Source organism: Rhizobium sp. Leaf311 (assembly GCF_001423445.1).
Lineage (GTDB): Bacteria > Pseudomonadota > Alphaproteobacteria > Rhizobiales > Rhizobiaceae > Agrobacterium.
Window position 1 is genome coordinate 199,313 of sequence record NZ_LMNZ01000008.1, and the last position, 16,571, is coordinate 215,883.

Annotated in this window: 14 protein-coding genes; 7 read left to right on the top strand and 7 right to left on the bottom strand. The window is 56.8% G+C overall.

The window, feature by feature from the left end; translation table 11 throughout:
* Window positions 1-38: 38 nt before the first annotated feature.
* The 7 genes from ASF69_RS12850 to ASF69_RS12880 all read right to left on the bottom strand — a co-directional run bounded on the left by ASF69_RS12850 (window position 39) and on the right by ASF69_RS12880 (window position 9,706).
* On the bottom strand, window positions 39-1,166 hold the full coding sequence (locus ASF69_RS12850; RefSeq protein ID WP_062588413.1) for a polysaccharide biosynthesis/export family protein: 1,128 nt from the start codon (window positions 1,164-1,166) through the stop codon (window positions 39-41).
* A gap of 204 nt (window positions 1,167-1,370) precedes the next feature.
* Window positions 1,371-3,704, bottom strand: coding sequence for an EAL domain-containing protein (locus ASF69_RS12855; protein ID WP_062588057.1), 2,334 nt, complete (start codon window positions 3,702-3,704; stop codon window positions 1,371-1,373).
* A 150-nt stretch (window positions 3,705-3,854) separates the two neighbouring features.
* Complete coding sequence (locus tag ASF69_RS12860; protein ID WP_062588059.1) at window positions 3,855-4,184, bottom strand: hypothetical protein; 330 nt, start codon at window positions 4,182-4,184, stop codon at window positions 3,855-3,857.
* 118 nt (window positions 4,185-4,302) lie between these two features.
* Window positions 4,303-5,913 (bottom strand): ABC transporter ATP-binding protein, encoded by a 1,611-nt coding sequence (locus ASF69_RS12865; RefSeq protein ID WP_062588061.1) that lies wholly within the window; start codon window positions 5,911-5,913, stop codon window positions 4,303-4,305.
* Between the two features lies 1 nt (window position 5,914).
* Window positions 5,915-7,045 (bottom strand): ABC transporter permease subunit, encoded by a 1,131-nt coding sequence (locus ASF69_RS12870; protein WP_062588063.1) that lies wholly within the window; start codon window positions 7,043-7,045, stop codon window positions 5,915-5,917.
* Window positions 7,038-7,961 (bottom strand): oligopeptide ABC transporter permease OppB, encoded by a 924-nt coding sequence (gene oppB / locus ASF69_RS12875; protein ID WP_062588065.1) that lies wholly within the window; start codon window positions 7,959-7,961, stop codon window positions 7,038-7,040. Before oppB ends, ASF69_RS12870 begins: the two co-directional genes overlap by 8 nt.
* 146 nt (window positions 7,962-8,107) lie before the next feature.
* Window positions 8,108-9,706: a peptide ABC transporter substrate-binding protein gene (locus ASF69_RS12880; protein ID WP_062588067.1), complete on the bottom strand. Its 1,599-nt coding sequence runs from the start codon at window positions 9,704-9,706 to the stop codon at window positions 8,108-8,110.
* 210 nt (window positions 9,707-9,916) lie between these two features.
* Between ASF69_RS12880 and ASF69_RS12885 the strand changes: the two genes are divergently transcribed.
* The 7 genes from ASF69_RS12885 to ASF69_RS12915 all read left to right on the top strand — a co-directional run bounded on the left by ASF69_RS12885 (window position 9,917) and on the right by ASF69_RS12915 (window position 16,546).
* Window positions 9,917-10,696 carry a DeoR/GlpR family DNA-binding transcription regulator gene (locus ASF69_RS12885; protein ID WP_062588069.1) on the top strand — a complete coding sequence of 260 codons (780 nt, stop codon included), beginning with the start codon at window positions 9,917-9,919 and terminating at the stop codon, window positions 10,694-10,696.
* Between the two features lie 104 nt (window positions 10,697-10,800).
* Window positions 10,801-12,309, top strand: a complete 1,509-nt coding sequence (glpD, locus tag ASF69_RS12890; protein ID WP_062588071.1) for a glycerol-3-phosphate dehydrogenase — start codon at window positions 10,801-10,803, stop codon at window positions 12,307-12,309.
* A 71-nt stretch (window positions 12,310-12,380) separates the two neighbouring features.
* The gene (locus tag ASF69_RS12895) at window positions 12,381-13,463 is read left to right on the top strand and encodes an ABC transporter ATP-binding protein (protein WP_062588073.1); all 1,083 of its coding nucleotides are present in this window, start codon (window positions 12,381-12,383) and stop codon (window positions 13,461-13,463) included.
* 12 nt (window positions 13,464-13,475) lie between these two features.
* Complete coding sequence (locus ASF69_RS12900) at window positions 13,476-14,546, top strand: ABC transporter ATP-binding protein (protein ID WP_062588075.1); 1,071 nt, start codon at window positions 13,476-13,478, stop codon at window positions 14,544-14,546.
* A gap of 3 nt (window positions 14,547-14,549) precedes the next feature.
* Complete coding sequence (locus ASF69_RS12905; RefSeq protein WP_062588077.1) at window positions 14,550-15,416, top strand: sugar ABC transporter permease; 867 nt, start codon at window positions 14,550-14,552, stop codon at window positions 15,414-15,416.
* A gap of 11 nt (window positions 15,417-15,427) precedes the next feature.
* Window positions 15,428-16,249: a carbohydrate ABC transporter permease gene (locus ASF69_RS12910; RefSeq protein WP_156462064.1), complete on the top strand. Its 822-nt coding sequence runs from the start codon at window positions 15,428-15,430 to the stop codon at window positions 16,247-16,249.
* Between the two features lie 15 nt (window positions 16,250-16,264).
* Entirely contained in the window at window positions 16,265-16,546 is a 282-nt protein-coding gene (locus ASF69_RS12915; protein ID WP_062588080.1) for a DUF2160 family membrane protein, read from the top strand.
* Window positions 16,547-16,571: the final 25 nt, after the last annotated feature.

Consider the following 16,571-nt stretch of genomic DNA (forward strand, 5'->3'; position numbering starts at 1 on the left):
GCCGTGCGCATGGAACGCAGCGGCCTCACTTCCTGATGTCAGTTTGAGCTGCCCGGTTGCGGTGCTGCCGCAGTAGGAACGCTCTTCTGGAATACGGTGAGCAACTTGGCGGAGTCGACCAGCGGGGCGTTGCTGGCATAGAGAACGTCACCCTTCTGCATCTGGAACAGCTGCATCAAGGCAATGCTGGACGCGTCGCGCATGTTAACGTGGTAGATCACGGGGCGCATCGTCGCAGTCGTGCCACCCGATTTCAGGTCGGAAGCCGACGCAACCTGAACGACCTCATTGCGGAAGACATAGACGTTGCGCGCATCCGCACGGTCATCCAGAAGTCCACCGGCACGGCCCACCGCCTGTGCAAGCGTCATCTTGCCGGTTTCGAACTGGAATTCACCCGCACTCTTGAACGCGCCAAGCGCGGTGAAGCTCGACGCGTCGCCGTCGATCATGATCTGGTCATCTGGAGACAGGCGGATATTCTGCCGGTCTTCGCGCATGATCCGGTCAAGCGTCGCGGTGGCGCGCTGCGATCCGCGGACAACCGTCACACGTGCGGCACCCGGTGCGACAGTCGGCCCACCGGCCTGATTGATCGCGTCCAGAACACGCTCCTGACGCGCGGTCAGAGGAATTTTTCCGGGCGTTTCGACCGCACCGCTCAACATGACGGCGCTGGTCGGCTTGTCCACGACCGTCACCACGGCCTGTGGATTGACCGCCGAGCCCTTGAGCCCGCTGACGACCTGCGTCTGAAGGCCTTCCGGTGTGGAATCGACCACCCGCTGCTTGCCGATGAAAGGCAATGTCACGCTACCGCTCTGGTCGACCGTGAAGCGACCCAGATTGAGTGTCTTGCTCTGCGTCGAAGAGAACAGGCCGTCTTCGCCGGTATCGAGCACCGTGATATCGATTACGTCGCCGCGACGCAGGCGCTGGGAATTGTAACCCGTGTTGCGAAGCATGGTCAGACCGGGACCCGTGGTGCTTTCGATGGCAGATGGCGAAATGGATGCGGCAGGAGCATTGGCAAGCTCGACCACCCGGATTTTCTCGTTTGTCAGAGGGAAAGTAGCGGACCGGATATTACCGGAAGTCGGACCATCAGAGGGCTTCGCACAACCACTCAGCAAAGCCAAAAGAAGAACCGATACAACCTTCTTCATCCCAATCCCCATGAAAGAATCACCTACACGCAGGAATAGCATCAGGATGTTTCACGGCAATAAGTTTGAAGCTGAAAATTGAAAAATATCAGCTATATAAATTGGCCTGTGTGTCCAATAAGCAACCACTTACGTAAGGTGAACCGGAAATTTGCGCCGTCGTCATCGACCCTGCGGCGCGCGCAGCATCATTGGCAGTCGGCGTCATACCAGCGCGCTCTTACGGGTCCGCTTTGCGCGTGCCGGCAACTTGCTTGGTTTGCCAAATAGATAGCCCTGCGCCTGCGCGCAACCCTCATCCACGATCATGCGATATTGGCTGTCAGTCTCAATTCCCTCGGCGGTAACCGGCAGATCCAGACTTTTTCCAAGGCCAATGATCGCACGAACGATGGAGTGGGCGTTCTCATCTTGTTTCATCGCGGCGATGAAGCTGCGGTCGATCTTGATCTTGTCAAAAGGGAAACTGCGAAGATTGCTGAGGGAAGAATAGCCGGTTCCGAAATCGTCCATGACGATCGTTACCCCTAAGTTCTTCAATTGCCTCATGGTGGACAGGGTGACAGCCCTGTCCTTGAGCAGCGCCGCCTCCGTCATTTCCAGCTCCAGGCGCGTTGGATGCAACCCGGTTTTATCAAGTATTGCGCAGATTGTATGGGCAAGATTTGCCAGAGCGAACTGAACCGGAGATACATTGACGGCAACCTTTATATGCGGCTCCCACTGTGTCGCAGCCATGCAGGCTTCTTGCAGGATCCACTCGCCCAAAGCGATGATGACCCCGGTTTCCTCTGCGATCGGGATGAAAACATCGGGGGGTATCATCCCGCGTGTTGGATGGCACCAGCGCACCAACGCCTCATAGCTTGCAATGTCTCCTGTGGAGACGGAGTGAACGGGTTGGTAAAGCAACTCCAGTTCGCGGCGGCCGATGGCCTGACGCAGATCGGACTCCAGCCTGCGACGTTCCTTCGTTTCCCTGTCCATCGCAGGATCGTAAAATGCAATCATGCCACGACCGCTCACCTTCGCCCTATACAGTGCCATATCGGCCGCGTGCATAAGGGTTTCGCTGTCTTTGCCGTTTGCTGGAAACTCTGCGATGCCAATCGTGACACCCACAGCCGTGGGATCACTCACATAGTCCATTTCCCTGCGGAACACAGACAATATATGCTCGCCGAGTTCTCGCACACTGCTTCCCGTGGTTCCAAACCGTGTCAGAATAACAAATTCGTCACCCCCGAGACGCGCAACCAGATCTCCGGTGCGTACCGCCTGCTGCAGAAATCGGGCGACATCTCTTAGCACCCGATCGCCCTCTGCGTGGCCGAAGAGATCATTGACGGCCTTGAAGCGGTCGAGATCGAGTGCGAGCAACGCAAACTGATCATCACTCTGGGCGTGCGCTATATGCTGCGCCAGACGGTCTTGAAACTGCGTACGGTTCGCCAGTCCGGTCAGAATATCGTACCTGGCGAGATATTCGATTTCCCGCTGCGCACGCCGCTTATCAGTCAGATCCCTGATAGCCATGACTTCGCAGGGGCGACCGCGATACTCGATCGTTCTCACCGCCAGTTCGAACGTCCGCGACCTGTCGCCGCGATTGGGAACGGCCTCAACGGCTGCGACACGCGGCATATGGGCAAGTTGCCCATCATCGGCGTCCATCAGATCAGCAGCGTTCTCGCCGATGAGTGTTGCCTCGCCTGTATCAAGCAGCTGTGCAAAGCGGGCATTCACTTCCACGATCCGGCCATCGCGCACGACGGCGAGGCCATCGAGCGTTGCGCCGACAAGCCCTTTAAGATCAACGAGATAGCGGTCGACAAAGGCCGCAACCGCCGTGATCGCAACAACCGTCAGGGTAACCGCAGTAATCGCACACATCAGAAACAGTCGGTCGAGACCGTCCATCTGCGGACCACTCAAGCTTGGGTCAGGGGCGAGCACCGTCGAAGACATGGCAGTAAAATGCAGTATCAACACACCGAGAATGGCTGGCAGTGCGGAGAGATGCACCTGTCTCCGGCCCCGCACGTGCATGAACAACTGGAAGGACGAGGAGAAGATCATCAAGGCAATCACCGTGCCGACGAGGATCGGTGTCATCCGATATTCGATTGTTGCCGCAACCTGCATGCCTGCCATTCCAAGGAAGTGCATGAGCCCGACGACAACAGTGAAAAGGCCACCGACGATGAGAGCCGAGCCTTTACCGCGCCAAAGAAACTGCAGACTGACCCAAAAACCGCCAACCGCCACCGCCGCCGACAGCGTCGTGTAGAAAAGATCGAAGCCGATGGGCATACTGCCTCGATAGGCAAGCATAGCGATGAAGTGCGTCGCCCAAATGCTTAGGCCAGACGCTAACGCCGCCGCGGTTATCCAATAAGGCCTGCGCTGAAGCGGGCTTTCGTCAGCTCGGAGCAATATCTGGAAGAACGAAAGCATTCCGATGAGGGCAATCAAAGCCGCCAATGCTATGACATATTGGTCATGCTGATTGGCGACGCATTCGAGAACGGCGAACACTGCAGGAAACCCTCCATCGGACAGCTATCGCAACATTAGCGCACACCATTTTAGATTTTACTAATTTATTTTTTTGATAGCTTTACGCGAAGAAACTCGCACAAGGCGAGTTTCAATATCGTGGTCGATTAACGGGCTAGAAATCGCACGTCAGATTTCGGGGCATCCACGCTCATTGGCGAACGTGATCGTGTCAGGGCCGCGGCGGGTAAAACCCTCTACAACCACGCGGCGCGGCGTTACCCTTACGATTTCCGGATCTCGCAGACCAGATGCGCGTGCGGCAGCACGGGCTTCACGCTCGCTGCAACCTCTTCTTGGAGGGCCGCGACGATCGAGTTCTCTGTCGCGGATGACGGGACGTACACCATCCCGACCAATTCTCAACTCCATATCCTGCGCCTTGGCAGGCGCGGTTACGGCAACGCCGGAGACGGCCATTGTAAAAGCAAGACCGGCAATTTGAATAACCTTAAGCATTCTACCTCCTCGGCGCTTGTCGCACCTTGTATTGTTCACGCCGGAGATAACGCGGATGTGAGGTCGTTGTTCCTTGACACCGTAAGTAAACGGCCCGGCGCTTTGGCCGGGCCGAGTATCAGGCCGCAGTTTCGGTGGTGAAAGCAGACTTGATCAGAGTCTTCGTGTAGTCCGCTGCGGGATTGTTGAAGACGGAGTCCGTTTCGCCTTCCTCGACAATCTTTCCATCCTTCATCACGATCACATAGTCAGAGATCGCCTTGATGACAGAAAGATCATGGCTGATGAAGACATAGGACAGCCCGTGGGCTTTCTGCAGGTCTCGCAACAGATCGATAACCTGCCCCTGAACGGAGCGATCCAGAGCAGATGTCGGCTCATCGAGAATGACGACATCTGGCTTGAGGATGATCGCGCGCGCAATTGCTATACGCTGCCGCTGGCCACCGGAAAATTCGTGCGGATAACGGTTGCGCGCCGCCGGGTCGAGACCGACCTCCTCGAGAGCCTCTATCGCCCGCTTGTCACGCTCCGCGCGGTTGAGTTCGGGCGCATGCACGAACAACCCCTCGGTGATGATCTCTCCCACCGTCTGGCGCGGTGACAGCGAGCCATAGGGGTCCTGAAACACCAGCTGAAGCTGACGACGCATCGGTCGCATGGCTTTGCGGTCCAGGCCGGAGATTTCTTTCTTGCCGAAAAACAGCCTGCCGCTCGAAGGCGTCAAGCGCAGCAATGCCCGCCCGAGGGTGGACTTGCCTGATCCGGATTCTCCGACGATGCCAATCGTCTGACCCTGACGCAGGGAGACATTCACACCATCGACGGCCCTGAAAACCGAGGCTTTCTTGAACAGACCGCCGGGTATCTCATAATCCACCGTCACATTCTGACCGGAAAGGACAAGCGGTGCTTCCGAGCCAACCGGAGGCTTGTGCCCGCTTGGCTCTGCATCCAGCAGCATCTTGGTGTAGTCGGCTTGCGGACGCTCGAAGATATCTTCTGTGCTACCGGTCTCAACCACCTCACCACGACGCATGACCGCAACACGGTCGGCGAAATGGCGCACGACGCCCAGATCATGGGTAATCAGGACGACCGCCATCCCGAAACGCTGCTGGAGCGATTTCAGCAGGTCGAGGATCTGCGCCTGAATCGTCACGTCGAGCGCCGTCGTCGGCTCGTCCGCAATGAGTAGATCGGGTTCGTTGGCCAGCGCCATGGCGATCATCACACGCTGGCGCTGCCCGCCGGACAGTTCGTGCGGATAGCTATCGATACGGCGTGCCGGATCAGGAATGCCGACAAGCTGCAACAACTCCATGACGCGCGTTCGCGCTTCCGCCTTGCTGCAGCCTCGGTGGTGGATGATGGGCTCGGCAATCTGCTTGCCGATTTTGTAGAGCGGATCAAGCGACGTCATCGGCTCCTGGAAGATCATGGTGATCTTGGCGCCTCTGATATCGTTGAGATCATCGACGGGCAGGCCGACGAGTTCACGTCCCCGGTACTTCGCGGAGCCACGGACCTGCCCGTTTGAAGCCAGCAGGCCCATAATTCCCATCATGGTCTGGCTTTTGCCGGAGCCGGATTCCCCGACCACGGCCAGGGCCTCACCCTTGCGTACGTCCAGATCGATGCCCTTGACGGCATTTACGATCCCGTCCGGCGTCGTAAAGTCGACCTTGAGATCACGCACCGACAGGATGTTTTCAGTTGTTTCACTCATGTCAACGATCCTTGGGATCAAGCGCATCACGCAGCCCGTCACCCACAAAGTTCAGAGAAAACAGCGTCATCACGAAGAAGACCGCCGGGAATATCAGCAACCATGGGGCCGACTGCATATTGTTGGCACCTTCCGAAATCAGCGCGCCCCAACTGGTCAAAGGCGCCTGAACACCAAGACCGAGGAAGGACAGGAAGCTTTCCAGAAGAATGACCTTCGGCACCACCACGGTCACGAAGACGACCACGGGGCCAATCGTGTTGGGAATGATGTGACGGCGGATGATCTGCCAGTCCGTCAAGCCCAGTGCCTGTGCGGCACCGACGAATTCACGGCGCTTGAGCGCAAGGGTCTGGCCACGAACGATACGCGCCATATCCAGCCATTCCACCGCCCCGATAACGAGGAAGATGAGAATGAAGCTTCGCCCGAAGAATACGACGAGGACAACGACGAGAAACACGAAGGGCAGCGAATAGAGGATTTCCACGAAACGCATCATCGCATTGTCGACACGCCCGCCGATGTAACCTGCGGTCGCGCCATAAACGACGCCGATGCCAAGCGACACGAGGCTGGCCAGCACGCCAACGGCAATCGATATCTGTCCGCCGAGCATGACGCGAACGAGAAGGTCGCGACCATTGCTATCGGTACCGAAGAAGAAATATTCGCGGTTCACATCGCCTTCTATTTTCAGCGTGCGACCTTCATCCTCCGTGGCGATGACCCGGGTGTTTTCGAACTCATTGGCGCGATCGAAATAGCGTGTCGTGCGCGGGTCCACTTCGGTGGCAGATGTCACCGTCGCGGTGAAAGTCTTGCCTTCAACGGCAAACTCCTTCAGCTCAACGCGGGCGCGACTCGCAACCCCCTCCATCACACCCTGAAGGCTCCCGACATCCGGACGGGCGTCAAGACTGGGCGGAACGGAGACATAGGATGAAAACACCTGATCATAGGTGTGACTGACGAATTGCGGCCCGAGAAACGAAAACAGCGTGATCAGCACAAGCATGATCGAACCAGCCATGGCCGCCTTGTTACGCCGAAAGCGCATGGTGGCCAGCTGGAAAAGGCTGCGGCTTTTAACCGATGTGGGAACGGCATTGGTGCCGGGGATATCAGTCATGTCTGACCCTCGGATCAAGAAGGCCGTAAAGAATATCGACCACAAGATTGAAAACGATGACGAACAGCGCGATGAGAACGACCGTTCCCATGACAAGCGTATAGTCACGATTAATGGCGCCCAGCACGAAATAGCGACCGACCCCTGGAATGGTGAAGATCGTTTCGATGACGGCAGAGCCGGTCAATAGCGCAGCGGCGCAGGGCGCAAGATAGGAAACGACCGGCAGCATCGCGGCACGCATGGCGTGGACGATGACGACGGTGCGCTTTGGCAACCCATAGGCTTTAGCGGTGCGAATATGATCCATCCGCAAGGCTTCGATCATCGAGCCGCGTGTGAGCCGCGCAATGACAGCGAGCTGCGGCAAGGCAAGGGCGATCATCGGCAGGAGCAGATACCGCATCGAGCCATCGCCCCAGCTCCCGGCAGGCAGAAGACCGAGCAGCACGGCGAAAATCAGCGTCAGCACCGGGGCGACGACAAAGTTAGGGACGGTCACGCCAACGGTCGAAACCGACATGAGGGAAAAGTCAAAGAGGCTGTTCTGCCTCAGCGCCGCGAAGGTGCCGGCCAGGACGCCGCCGATCAAAGCCAGAAGAAGCGCATAAAAGCCGAGTTCCAGCGAATAGGGCAGACCCTTGCCGATCAACTGTGCAACGGTGTTGTCCTTGTAGATATAGCTTGGCCCGAAATCGCCGGTCACGGCGTTTTTCATGTAAATCAGATACTGGCGCCACAACGGTTCATCCAGATGATAGGTTCTCATCAGGTTTTCCATCGTCTGTGGTGGCAAAGGCCGCTCCAGATTGAACGGACCACCCGGCGCAAACCGCATCAGAAAAAATGAAATCGTGACGACGATGAACAACGTCGGCACGGCGCTCGCCAAACGGCGCAGAATGAAAGAGATCATAAGTTTTAGGCTCCGGGCATGGCACGGTGGCTAAATCGCAAAACGAGGTCTTTTTGCATCGCAAGCTTAGCCCGTTCTACGGATGAAGTCGCGCAAAAGCTGGAAGCCCTTGCGCGACAGATCTAGAACCACCGTGGCAGCACTGCTTATTCGGATACGCTCAGGAAGCGGCTGAGATGCTCGTTATTGGCGTTATCCACCCAACCCTTGACGCGGTTGGACACGAGCCAAAGATCAGCCTGCGTGAGGAACGGTGCAACCGGCTGCTCCTTCATCAGGATCGTTTCGGCCTGATGCAGGATTTTGTTGCGAGCAGCGGCGTCCTTCTCTTCGTAAGACTTTTTCATCAGGGCATCAAATTCAGGATTGTTGAATTTGGCGTAGTTGAATGTCGTGTTGGACGAGACGGACAGAGCAAGGAAGTTTTCTGCGTCCGCATAGTCGGCAACCCAACCAGCGCGGGCCACATTGAACTTGCCGCCTTCCTGAAGGTAACCGTAGTGCGAGGCAACGTCGAGGTTCACAAGCGATACATTGGCGCCGAACGTTGTCTTCCACATGTCGGCAATCGCTGTCGCAACACGCTCGTGGTTCGGGTTGGTGTTATAGCGAATTTCGATGGACAGCGGCTTGCCGCCTTCACCGTAACCGGCTTCCTTCATAAGCTTAAGCGCTTCGTCTTCACGATCCAGCTGGGAAAGCGTCGCGAAGTCAGCCTTGGCAGGCTCGCCATAGCTGCCCATTCCGGGCGGAACCATGGAGTAAGACGGAAGCTGCGAGCCGCTGTAGATTTCCTTGGCCAGGAAGTCGCGGTCCACAGCCATGGAAAGAGCGCGACGAACGCGAACGTCGTTATATGGCGCTTCGCGTGTATCGAAGGTGTAGTAATAGGTCGCAAGTGTTGGAGACACGTGCACCTGATCCCCGTAGGACTTGCGCAGACGATCCAACTGGTCGGCCGAGAAGTTGTATGCGAGGTCCATCTCCTTGGCTTCGAAACGACGAACGGACGCAGCCTGATCGTCGATCGGGTAGAAAATCACCTTGTCGATCTTGGTGTTCGCAGCATCCCAGTGATTTGGGTTCTTGACAACAGTCAGGCTGTCATTGGGAACATGCGCCTGAAGAGTGTAAGCGCCGTTCGAAACCATGATGCCCGGCTTAACGAAGTCCGCCCCGTTCTTCTCAACACTCGCCTTGGAAACCGGAAGCGCGGTCTGGTGCGCTAGCAGTTCGAGGAAGAATGGAGTCGGACGCTCCAAAGTGATTTCAAGCGTCTTGGCATCAACGGCCTTTACACCCAGCTCTTCAAGCTTGGCTTCGCCCTTGTTGATCTTTTCAGCGTTCTTGATGGGATAAAGAATATTCGCGTATTTTGCAGCGGTCTTAGGGTCTTCGACGCGGCGGTAGGAGAATACGAAATCCTCAGCCGTAACAGGCGAACCATCCGACCACTTCGCGTTTTGGCGAAGCTTGAATGTGTAAACCGTGCCGTCATCAGACAAGGTCCAGCTTTCTGCTGCGCCGGGCGTGATCTTACCGTCGGCGCTGTAAATCGTGAGACCTTCGTAAAGATCCTTTACAATAAACGCTTCGATGTCGATCGACGTCTGGGCCTGATCGAGGGTTTGCGGCTCTCCTGCGTTGCCCCGATGCAGAACTGTTTCTGCCAGAGCAGAACTTGCGCCAATCAGTAGCGAGCCAAGCAGGAGTGCGGCGCGCGTTGTTGTTTTTATAGAATTCATTTTTTTAATTTCCCCATAAAGTGTGAGAACGCGCAAACAAGGACAAAACGGGCCAAGGCGCAACCCCAATATTTATCGGTTGGAAAAAATGGACGGGATTTGCGCCGGATGATTGTGGAAAACTTGTGACAATGAGCACGACGCCAATCTTTCGTTTCCGGGAAAAATGAAATAAAACGAAAGTTCGCATCATCGCCCGGGCAGAGCCTCATGTTTTTCACACCCCGCCAAGTTGAGATCATCGAACTCGCAAAGTCTGAAGGAAAGGTCATTGTCGAGGATCTGGCAAACAGGTTTTCCGTGACGTCCCAGACGATTCGCAAGGATTTGAACGACCTTTGCGAAGCACGGGCGCTGACCCGTATTCATGGCGGAGCGATATTTCCAAGCAGCACCGAGAACGTCCGCTATGAGGCCCGCAGATCGATTGCTGCCAGCGAAAAACAGGCCATCGGGCGCGCCGCCGCTGCCCTCATTCCAAACAACACATCACTTTTTATCAATATCGGCACCACGACGGAAGCCGTTGGCGAGGCGTTGCTGGACCATCACGAACTAATGGTCATCACCAATAATATCAACGTCGCCAACCGGTTACGCATTTATCCTGGCATCGAAGTGGTGATTGCAGGCGGCGTCGTGCGCGGCTCGGATGGTGGCATTGTCGGGGAAGCGGCCGTGGACTTTATCCGGCAGTTCAAGGTGGATTACGCCGTCATCGGCGTCTCGGCCATCGACAGGGACGGCGCCTTGCTAGACTATGACTTTCGTGAGGTGAAAGTCGCGCAAGCCATCATCGCCAATGCACGTCACGTGATTCTGGTTTCAGATTCCAGCAAGTTCGACCGGACCGCGCCTGTTCGCATCGGCCATATCTCCCAGGTACACACCTTCATCACCGACAGTTGCCCGCTTCAGCCAGTCAGGGTGATCTGCAAGGAAAACGGGGTGAAACTGATCGAAACCGGTGCGGGCAACGTAGAGAAATAACGGCCCGAACATTCGTTTGACATTCACTTTGTTTTCATTTTAACTCGCCTGAATTTCGAATTCCAAAGAATAAGCGGCAGAATGTCGCGCCAGGGAGAGTGTCAGTGAACGAGCAGGCGGTCCGCGATATTTTCGTGATCGGTGGCGGGATCAACGGGTGCGGCATCGCGCGCGACGCTGCTGGCCGAGGCTATTCGGTCACTCTTGCCGAAATGAACGATTTCGCATCGGGCACATCTTCAGGCGCAACAAAGCTCATTCACGGCGGCCTTCGCTACCTCGAACATTATGAGTTCCGGCTGGTGCGCGAAGCGTTGATGGAGCGCGAAGTGCTCTGGGCCATGGCTCCGCACATCATCTGGCCAATGCGGTTTGTTCTGCCATTCCACAAGGGCGGAGTGCGCCCGGCCTGGCTGATAAGGCTCGGGCTGTTCCTTTATGATCATCTTGGCGGTCGCAAACTGCTGCCCGCTACCAAGTCGCTCGACATGCGGCGCGATCCAGCAGGAAAGCCCCTGAAGCCGATCTTCACCAAGGCATTTGAATATTCGGATGGCTGGGTGGATGATGCACGTCTCGTCGTGCTGAACGCCCGGGATGCAGCAGATCGCGGCGCCGACATCATGAGCCGTGCTAAGGTCGTATCCGTTCGTCGGGAAGACGGCGTGTGGAAAGTCGATGTGAAGGAAGCCGCCACCGGCATCGTTAAAACCGTTCACGCCAGAATGCTGATCAATGCATCCGGCCCGTGGGTGGATAATGTTCTTTCCAACGCGGCGGGCAAGAATCAGGTTCACAATGTACGGCTCGTTCAGGGCAGCCACATCATCGTGAAAAAGAAGTTCGACGATGTCAGGGCCTATTTCTTCCAGAATCCTGACAACCGCATCATTTTCGCCATTCCCTATGAGACGGACTTCACGCTGATCGGCACGACAGACCGGGACTATGATGGTGACCCATCGCAGGTGAAAATCAGCGACGAGGAAACACAATATCTTTGCAACGCGGCCAGCGAATATTTCGCCGAACCGGTCACAAAGGATGATATTGTCTGGACCTATTCTGCAGTGCGCCCGCTCTATGATGACGGCGCCTCCAAGGCGCAGGAAGCTACGCGTGACTATGTCTTGAAGCTTGAGAGCAAGGATGGCGAAGCGCCATTGCTGAATGTTTTCGGGGGCAAGCTGACAACATATCGCCGATTGGCGGAACACGCGTTGGAAAAGATCGGTGAGGCGATTGGCGGTAAAGGCACGCCATGGACGGGAAAAAGCTCGCTTCCAGGCGGTGATTTCGCGGCCACCGGTTACGAAGCCGAGGTGAGGAAACTCACCACAAAGTATAGCTTTCTATCTGAACGTCAGGCGCGCAGACTGGTGCGTCTCTATGGTACGAAAGCATATGCCATTCTGGGCGATGCGAAAAGCATGGAGGCACTCGGCCAGCATTTCGGCGGCGATCTCTATGAGCGCGAAGTCGAATGGCTGATGCGTCAGGAATGGGCCAGAACGAGCGACGACGTGTTGTGGCGCAGAACGAAGCAGGGCCTGCATTTTTCCAAGGAAGAAGCAGCCGCGCTGAACGACTATATGGCGGCGATTGCCGTCTGACGGATGCCCGCAGGGGCACAAAACACTGACATTGAAGCAGAATCTTGCAGGTTGGGAGGCCTCGGGACGGCATGCTGGAATTACGCAATATCGCCAAGATGGTGGGTGGTGAGTACCACATCTACCCCACCAATCTGACCCTCAAGCGGGGCACGCTCAACGTGCTGCTAGGGCCAACTCTTTCTGGAAAAACATCACTGATGCGGCTTATGGCCGGTCTGGACAAACCGACCGAAGGACAACTGCTGTTCGATGGCACGGATGTGACGGGCAAGCGCGTGCAGGACCGCAGCGTGGCCATGGTCTACCAGCAATTCATCAATTACCCGGCGCTCACCGTTTACGAGAACATCGCCTCCCCGATGCGCATTGCCAAGAAAGACGCAGCCACCATCGACCGCGAAGTGCGGAGGGCTGCGGATCTGCTTCGGCTGACACCTTACCTTGATCGCACCCCGCTCAACCTTTCCGGTGGCCAGCAGCAGCGCACGGCGCTCGCCCGCGCCATCGTCAAGAATGCAAGTCTGGTGCTGCTGGATGAGCCGCTGGCCAATCTGGATTACAAGCTGCGCGAAGAGCTTCGCGAGGAATTGCCGAAGATTTTTGCCCTTTCCGGCGCGATCTTTGTCTATGCGACCACGGAGCCATCGGAAGCCCTGCTTCTGGGCGGCAATACCGCGACGCTGGATCAGGGCCGGATCACGCAATATGGCAGTACGATCGAGCTCTACCGCAACCCGGTCGATCTGATTTCCGCCCGCACCTTTGCCGATCCGCCGCTCAACATCATCGAACTCACCCGCTCCGGCGCCTCGTTCCTCAATGACGGCAAACCCGTTTTTGACGTCCCCGCCCATCTTGCCGGTATTGCGGATGGCCCCGTGACCGTGGCCTTCCATCCGCATCACCTCTATCCCATGCCTGTGCATGACGGTGCGGTCAGGCTTTCTGCGAAGACGCTGATTTCCGAAATCGCCGGTTCCGAAAGCTTTGTGCATGTCGATTTTGCCGGCAATCGCTGGGTCATGCTGACGCGCGGCATTCTGGATATCGAGCCGGACAGGCAGATCGACATCTATCTCGACACCCGCCATCTGATGGCGTTCGACGCGAATGGCCGCTCGCTTGGCGCCCCTCAACAAGCAGCCGCGTGAGGAGAAGAGACCATGGCACGCATCAGTCTCGATCATATCCGCCACGCCTACAACGCCAAGGCACGGGCAGCCAATGATTACGCCCTCAAGGAAGTTGACCATGAGTGGAGCGATGGCGGTGCCTACGCGCTGCTCGGCCCCTCCGGTTGCGGCAAGACAACCCTTCTCAACATTATCTCAGGCCTGATCCATCCATCCGATGGTCGCATTCTGTTCGATGGCAAAGACGTCACCAATCTACCCACCGAACAGCGCAATATTGCACAGGTGTTCCAGTTCCCGGTCATTTACGACACCATGACCGTCTACGACAATCTGGCCTTTCCCCTGCGCAATCGCGGCGTGGCCGAAACCGATGTCGGTCGTCGCGTGAACGAGATCCTCGAAATGATCGATCTCAAGGATATGGCGACCCGCCGCGCCAATCGGCTTACGGCCGACCAGAAGCAGAAAATATCGCTGGGGCGCGGCCTTGTGCGCGATGACGTGAACGCCATCCTGTTCGACGAGCCATTGACCGTCATCGACCCGCATATGAAATGGGTTCTGCGTTCGCAATTGAAGCGGCTTCACAAGCAGTTCGGCTTTACGATGGTCTATGTCACGCATGACCAGACAGAAGCGATGACCTTCGCCGATAAGGTTGTCGTCATGTATGACGGCCAGATCGTGCAGATTGGCACGCCTGCGGAATTGTTCGAAAGGCCAAGCCATACTTTCGTTGGCTACTTCATCGGCTCGCCGGGCATGAACTTCATGCCGGTGGCGCTGGATGGCGCTGAGGCTCGCATTGGCGACCAGAATGTGTCGCTTTCCGCAGTACCAAAGGTGGCGGCGGGCGCAAAGACCGAGCTTGGCATCCGCCCGGAATTCATCTCGCTTGGACGCCAGGGCATGCCGGTCACCATCAGCAAGGTGGAGGATATTGGACGGCAGAAGATAGTGCGTGCCAGCTTTGCCGGATTTCCGCTGACCGTTGTCGTGCCTGAGGATGGCGATATCCCGTCCGAGCCGCATGTCACCTTCGATCCCAATGCTATCGGTATTTACGCCGATAGCTGGCGCGTTGGCACGGGAGCCTAAGCCATGGAAAAAACCGTCAACAACAAGGCTTGGTTTCTGGTCATCCCGGTTCTCATCCTCGTCGCATTTTCCGCCGTTATTCCGTTGATGACCGTGGTGAACTATTCGGTTCAGGACACATTCGGCAACAACCAGTTCTTCTGGGCCGGAACCGACTGGTTCGTGCAGATGCTGCACTCTCCCCGCTTCTGGGATGCGTTGATGCGCAACCTGATTTTCTCTTTCGTCATTCTGGCGATCCAGATCCCGCTCGGCATCCTGATTGCGCTGAACATGCCCAAAACCGGCCTTGGCGTACCCGTCTGCCTCGTACTCATGGCCCTGCCGCTTCTCATTCCGTGGAACGTTGTCGGCACCATCTGGCAGGTTTTCGGTCGCGTCGATATCGGCTTTCTCGGCCATTACCTCTCCATGCTCGGCGTGGATTACAACTATACGCAGGATCCTGTAGATGCCTGGGCAACCGTCATTATCATGGACGTCTGGCACTGGACGAGCCTTGTCGTGCTGCTGTGCTATGCCGGTCTGGTCTCGATCCCGGATGCCTATTACCAGGCGGCGCGCATCGACGGCGCGTCCCGCTGGTCGGTCTTCCGCTATATCCAGTTGCCGAAGATGAAGCGCGTACTACTGATTGCCGTTCTACTGCGCTTCATGGACAGCTTCATGATCTACACCGAGCCCTTCGTGGTTACCGGCGGCGGACCGGGCAATTCCACCACGTTCCTCTCCATCGACCTCGTGAAGATGGCGGTCGGCCAGTTCGATCTGGGGCCGGCAGCGGCCATGTCGATCATCTACTTCCTGATTATCCTTGCCCTGTCCTGGATCTTCTACACCGTCATGACCAATAGCGACGAACAGGCGTGAGAAAGGAGATTATCATGAGCAATTCAAAGTCCATCACTAGGCTCTCCTTTCTGATCCCGACGATTTACATCCTGTTTCTGCTTTTGCCTATCTACTGGCTCGTGAATATGAGCTTCAAGGAAAACGGCGAAATCCTCGGGGCCTTTTCGCTGTGGCCGCAGAACCCGACGCTGCGCAACTACACCGTCATCTTTACCGATCCGGCCTGGTATAATGGCTATATCAATTCCATCATCTATGTGGTGATGAACACGGTCATTTCGGTTGCGGCTGCCCTGCCTGCCGCCTACGCCTTCTCGCGTTATCGCTTCCTTGGCGACAAGCACCTGTTTTTCTGGCTGCTGACGAACCGCATGGCACCGCCCGCCGTGTTTGCCCTGCCCTTCTTCCAGCTCTATTCCGCCTTCGGCCTGATCGATACGCATATCGCGGTGGCCATTGCCCACTGCCTGTTCAACGTGCCGCTGGCGGTCTGGATTCTCGAAGGCTTCATGTCCGGCGTGCCGAAGGAAATCGATGAGACCGCCTATATTGACGGTTATTCCTTCCCGCGTTTCTTCGTGAAGATCTTCATGCCCCTGATTGCAAGCGGCATCGGTGTCGCAGCCTTCTTCTGCTTCATGTTCTCTTGGGTGGAACTGCTGCTGGCGAGAACGCTGACGACAACCGCCGCAAAGCCGATTGCCGCTACCATGACCCGCACCGTCTCCGCCTCCGGCATGGACTGGGGCGTGTTGGCCGCTGCCGGTGTGCTGACCATCATTCCCGGCGCGCTGGTCATCTATTTCGTCAGAAACTACATCGCCAAGGGCTTTGCTCTGGGCCGCGTCTAACAAAGGAGAACCATTATGAATTTTTCCTGGATGGCGTGGACGCTGCCAACGGCACTGTTTTTTCTGACGATCTTGCTGCTTCTGATCGCCATGGCAGTCTGGGAGTATTTTTCGCCCGGCGGCAATCCGCGCGTCGGGGTGCTGCGCTTTGAAACCACACGCGGCGACCGGCTGTTCGTGTCGCTGCTTGGCTCTGCATTCATCCACCTCGGTTGGCTTGGCCTCGTCGGCCCCGGCCTTTGGTGGGCACTGGCTCTTTCGGTGGTCTATGCGATTGGCGTCTTCCGCTTCGTCTAGGCTCTCCGACTGAAATACCGGGAGG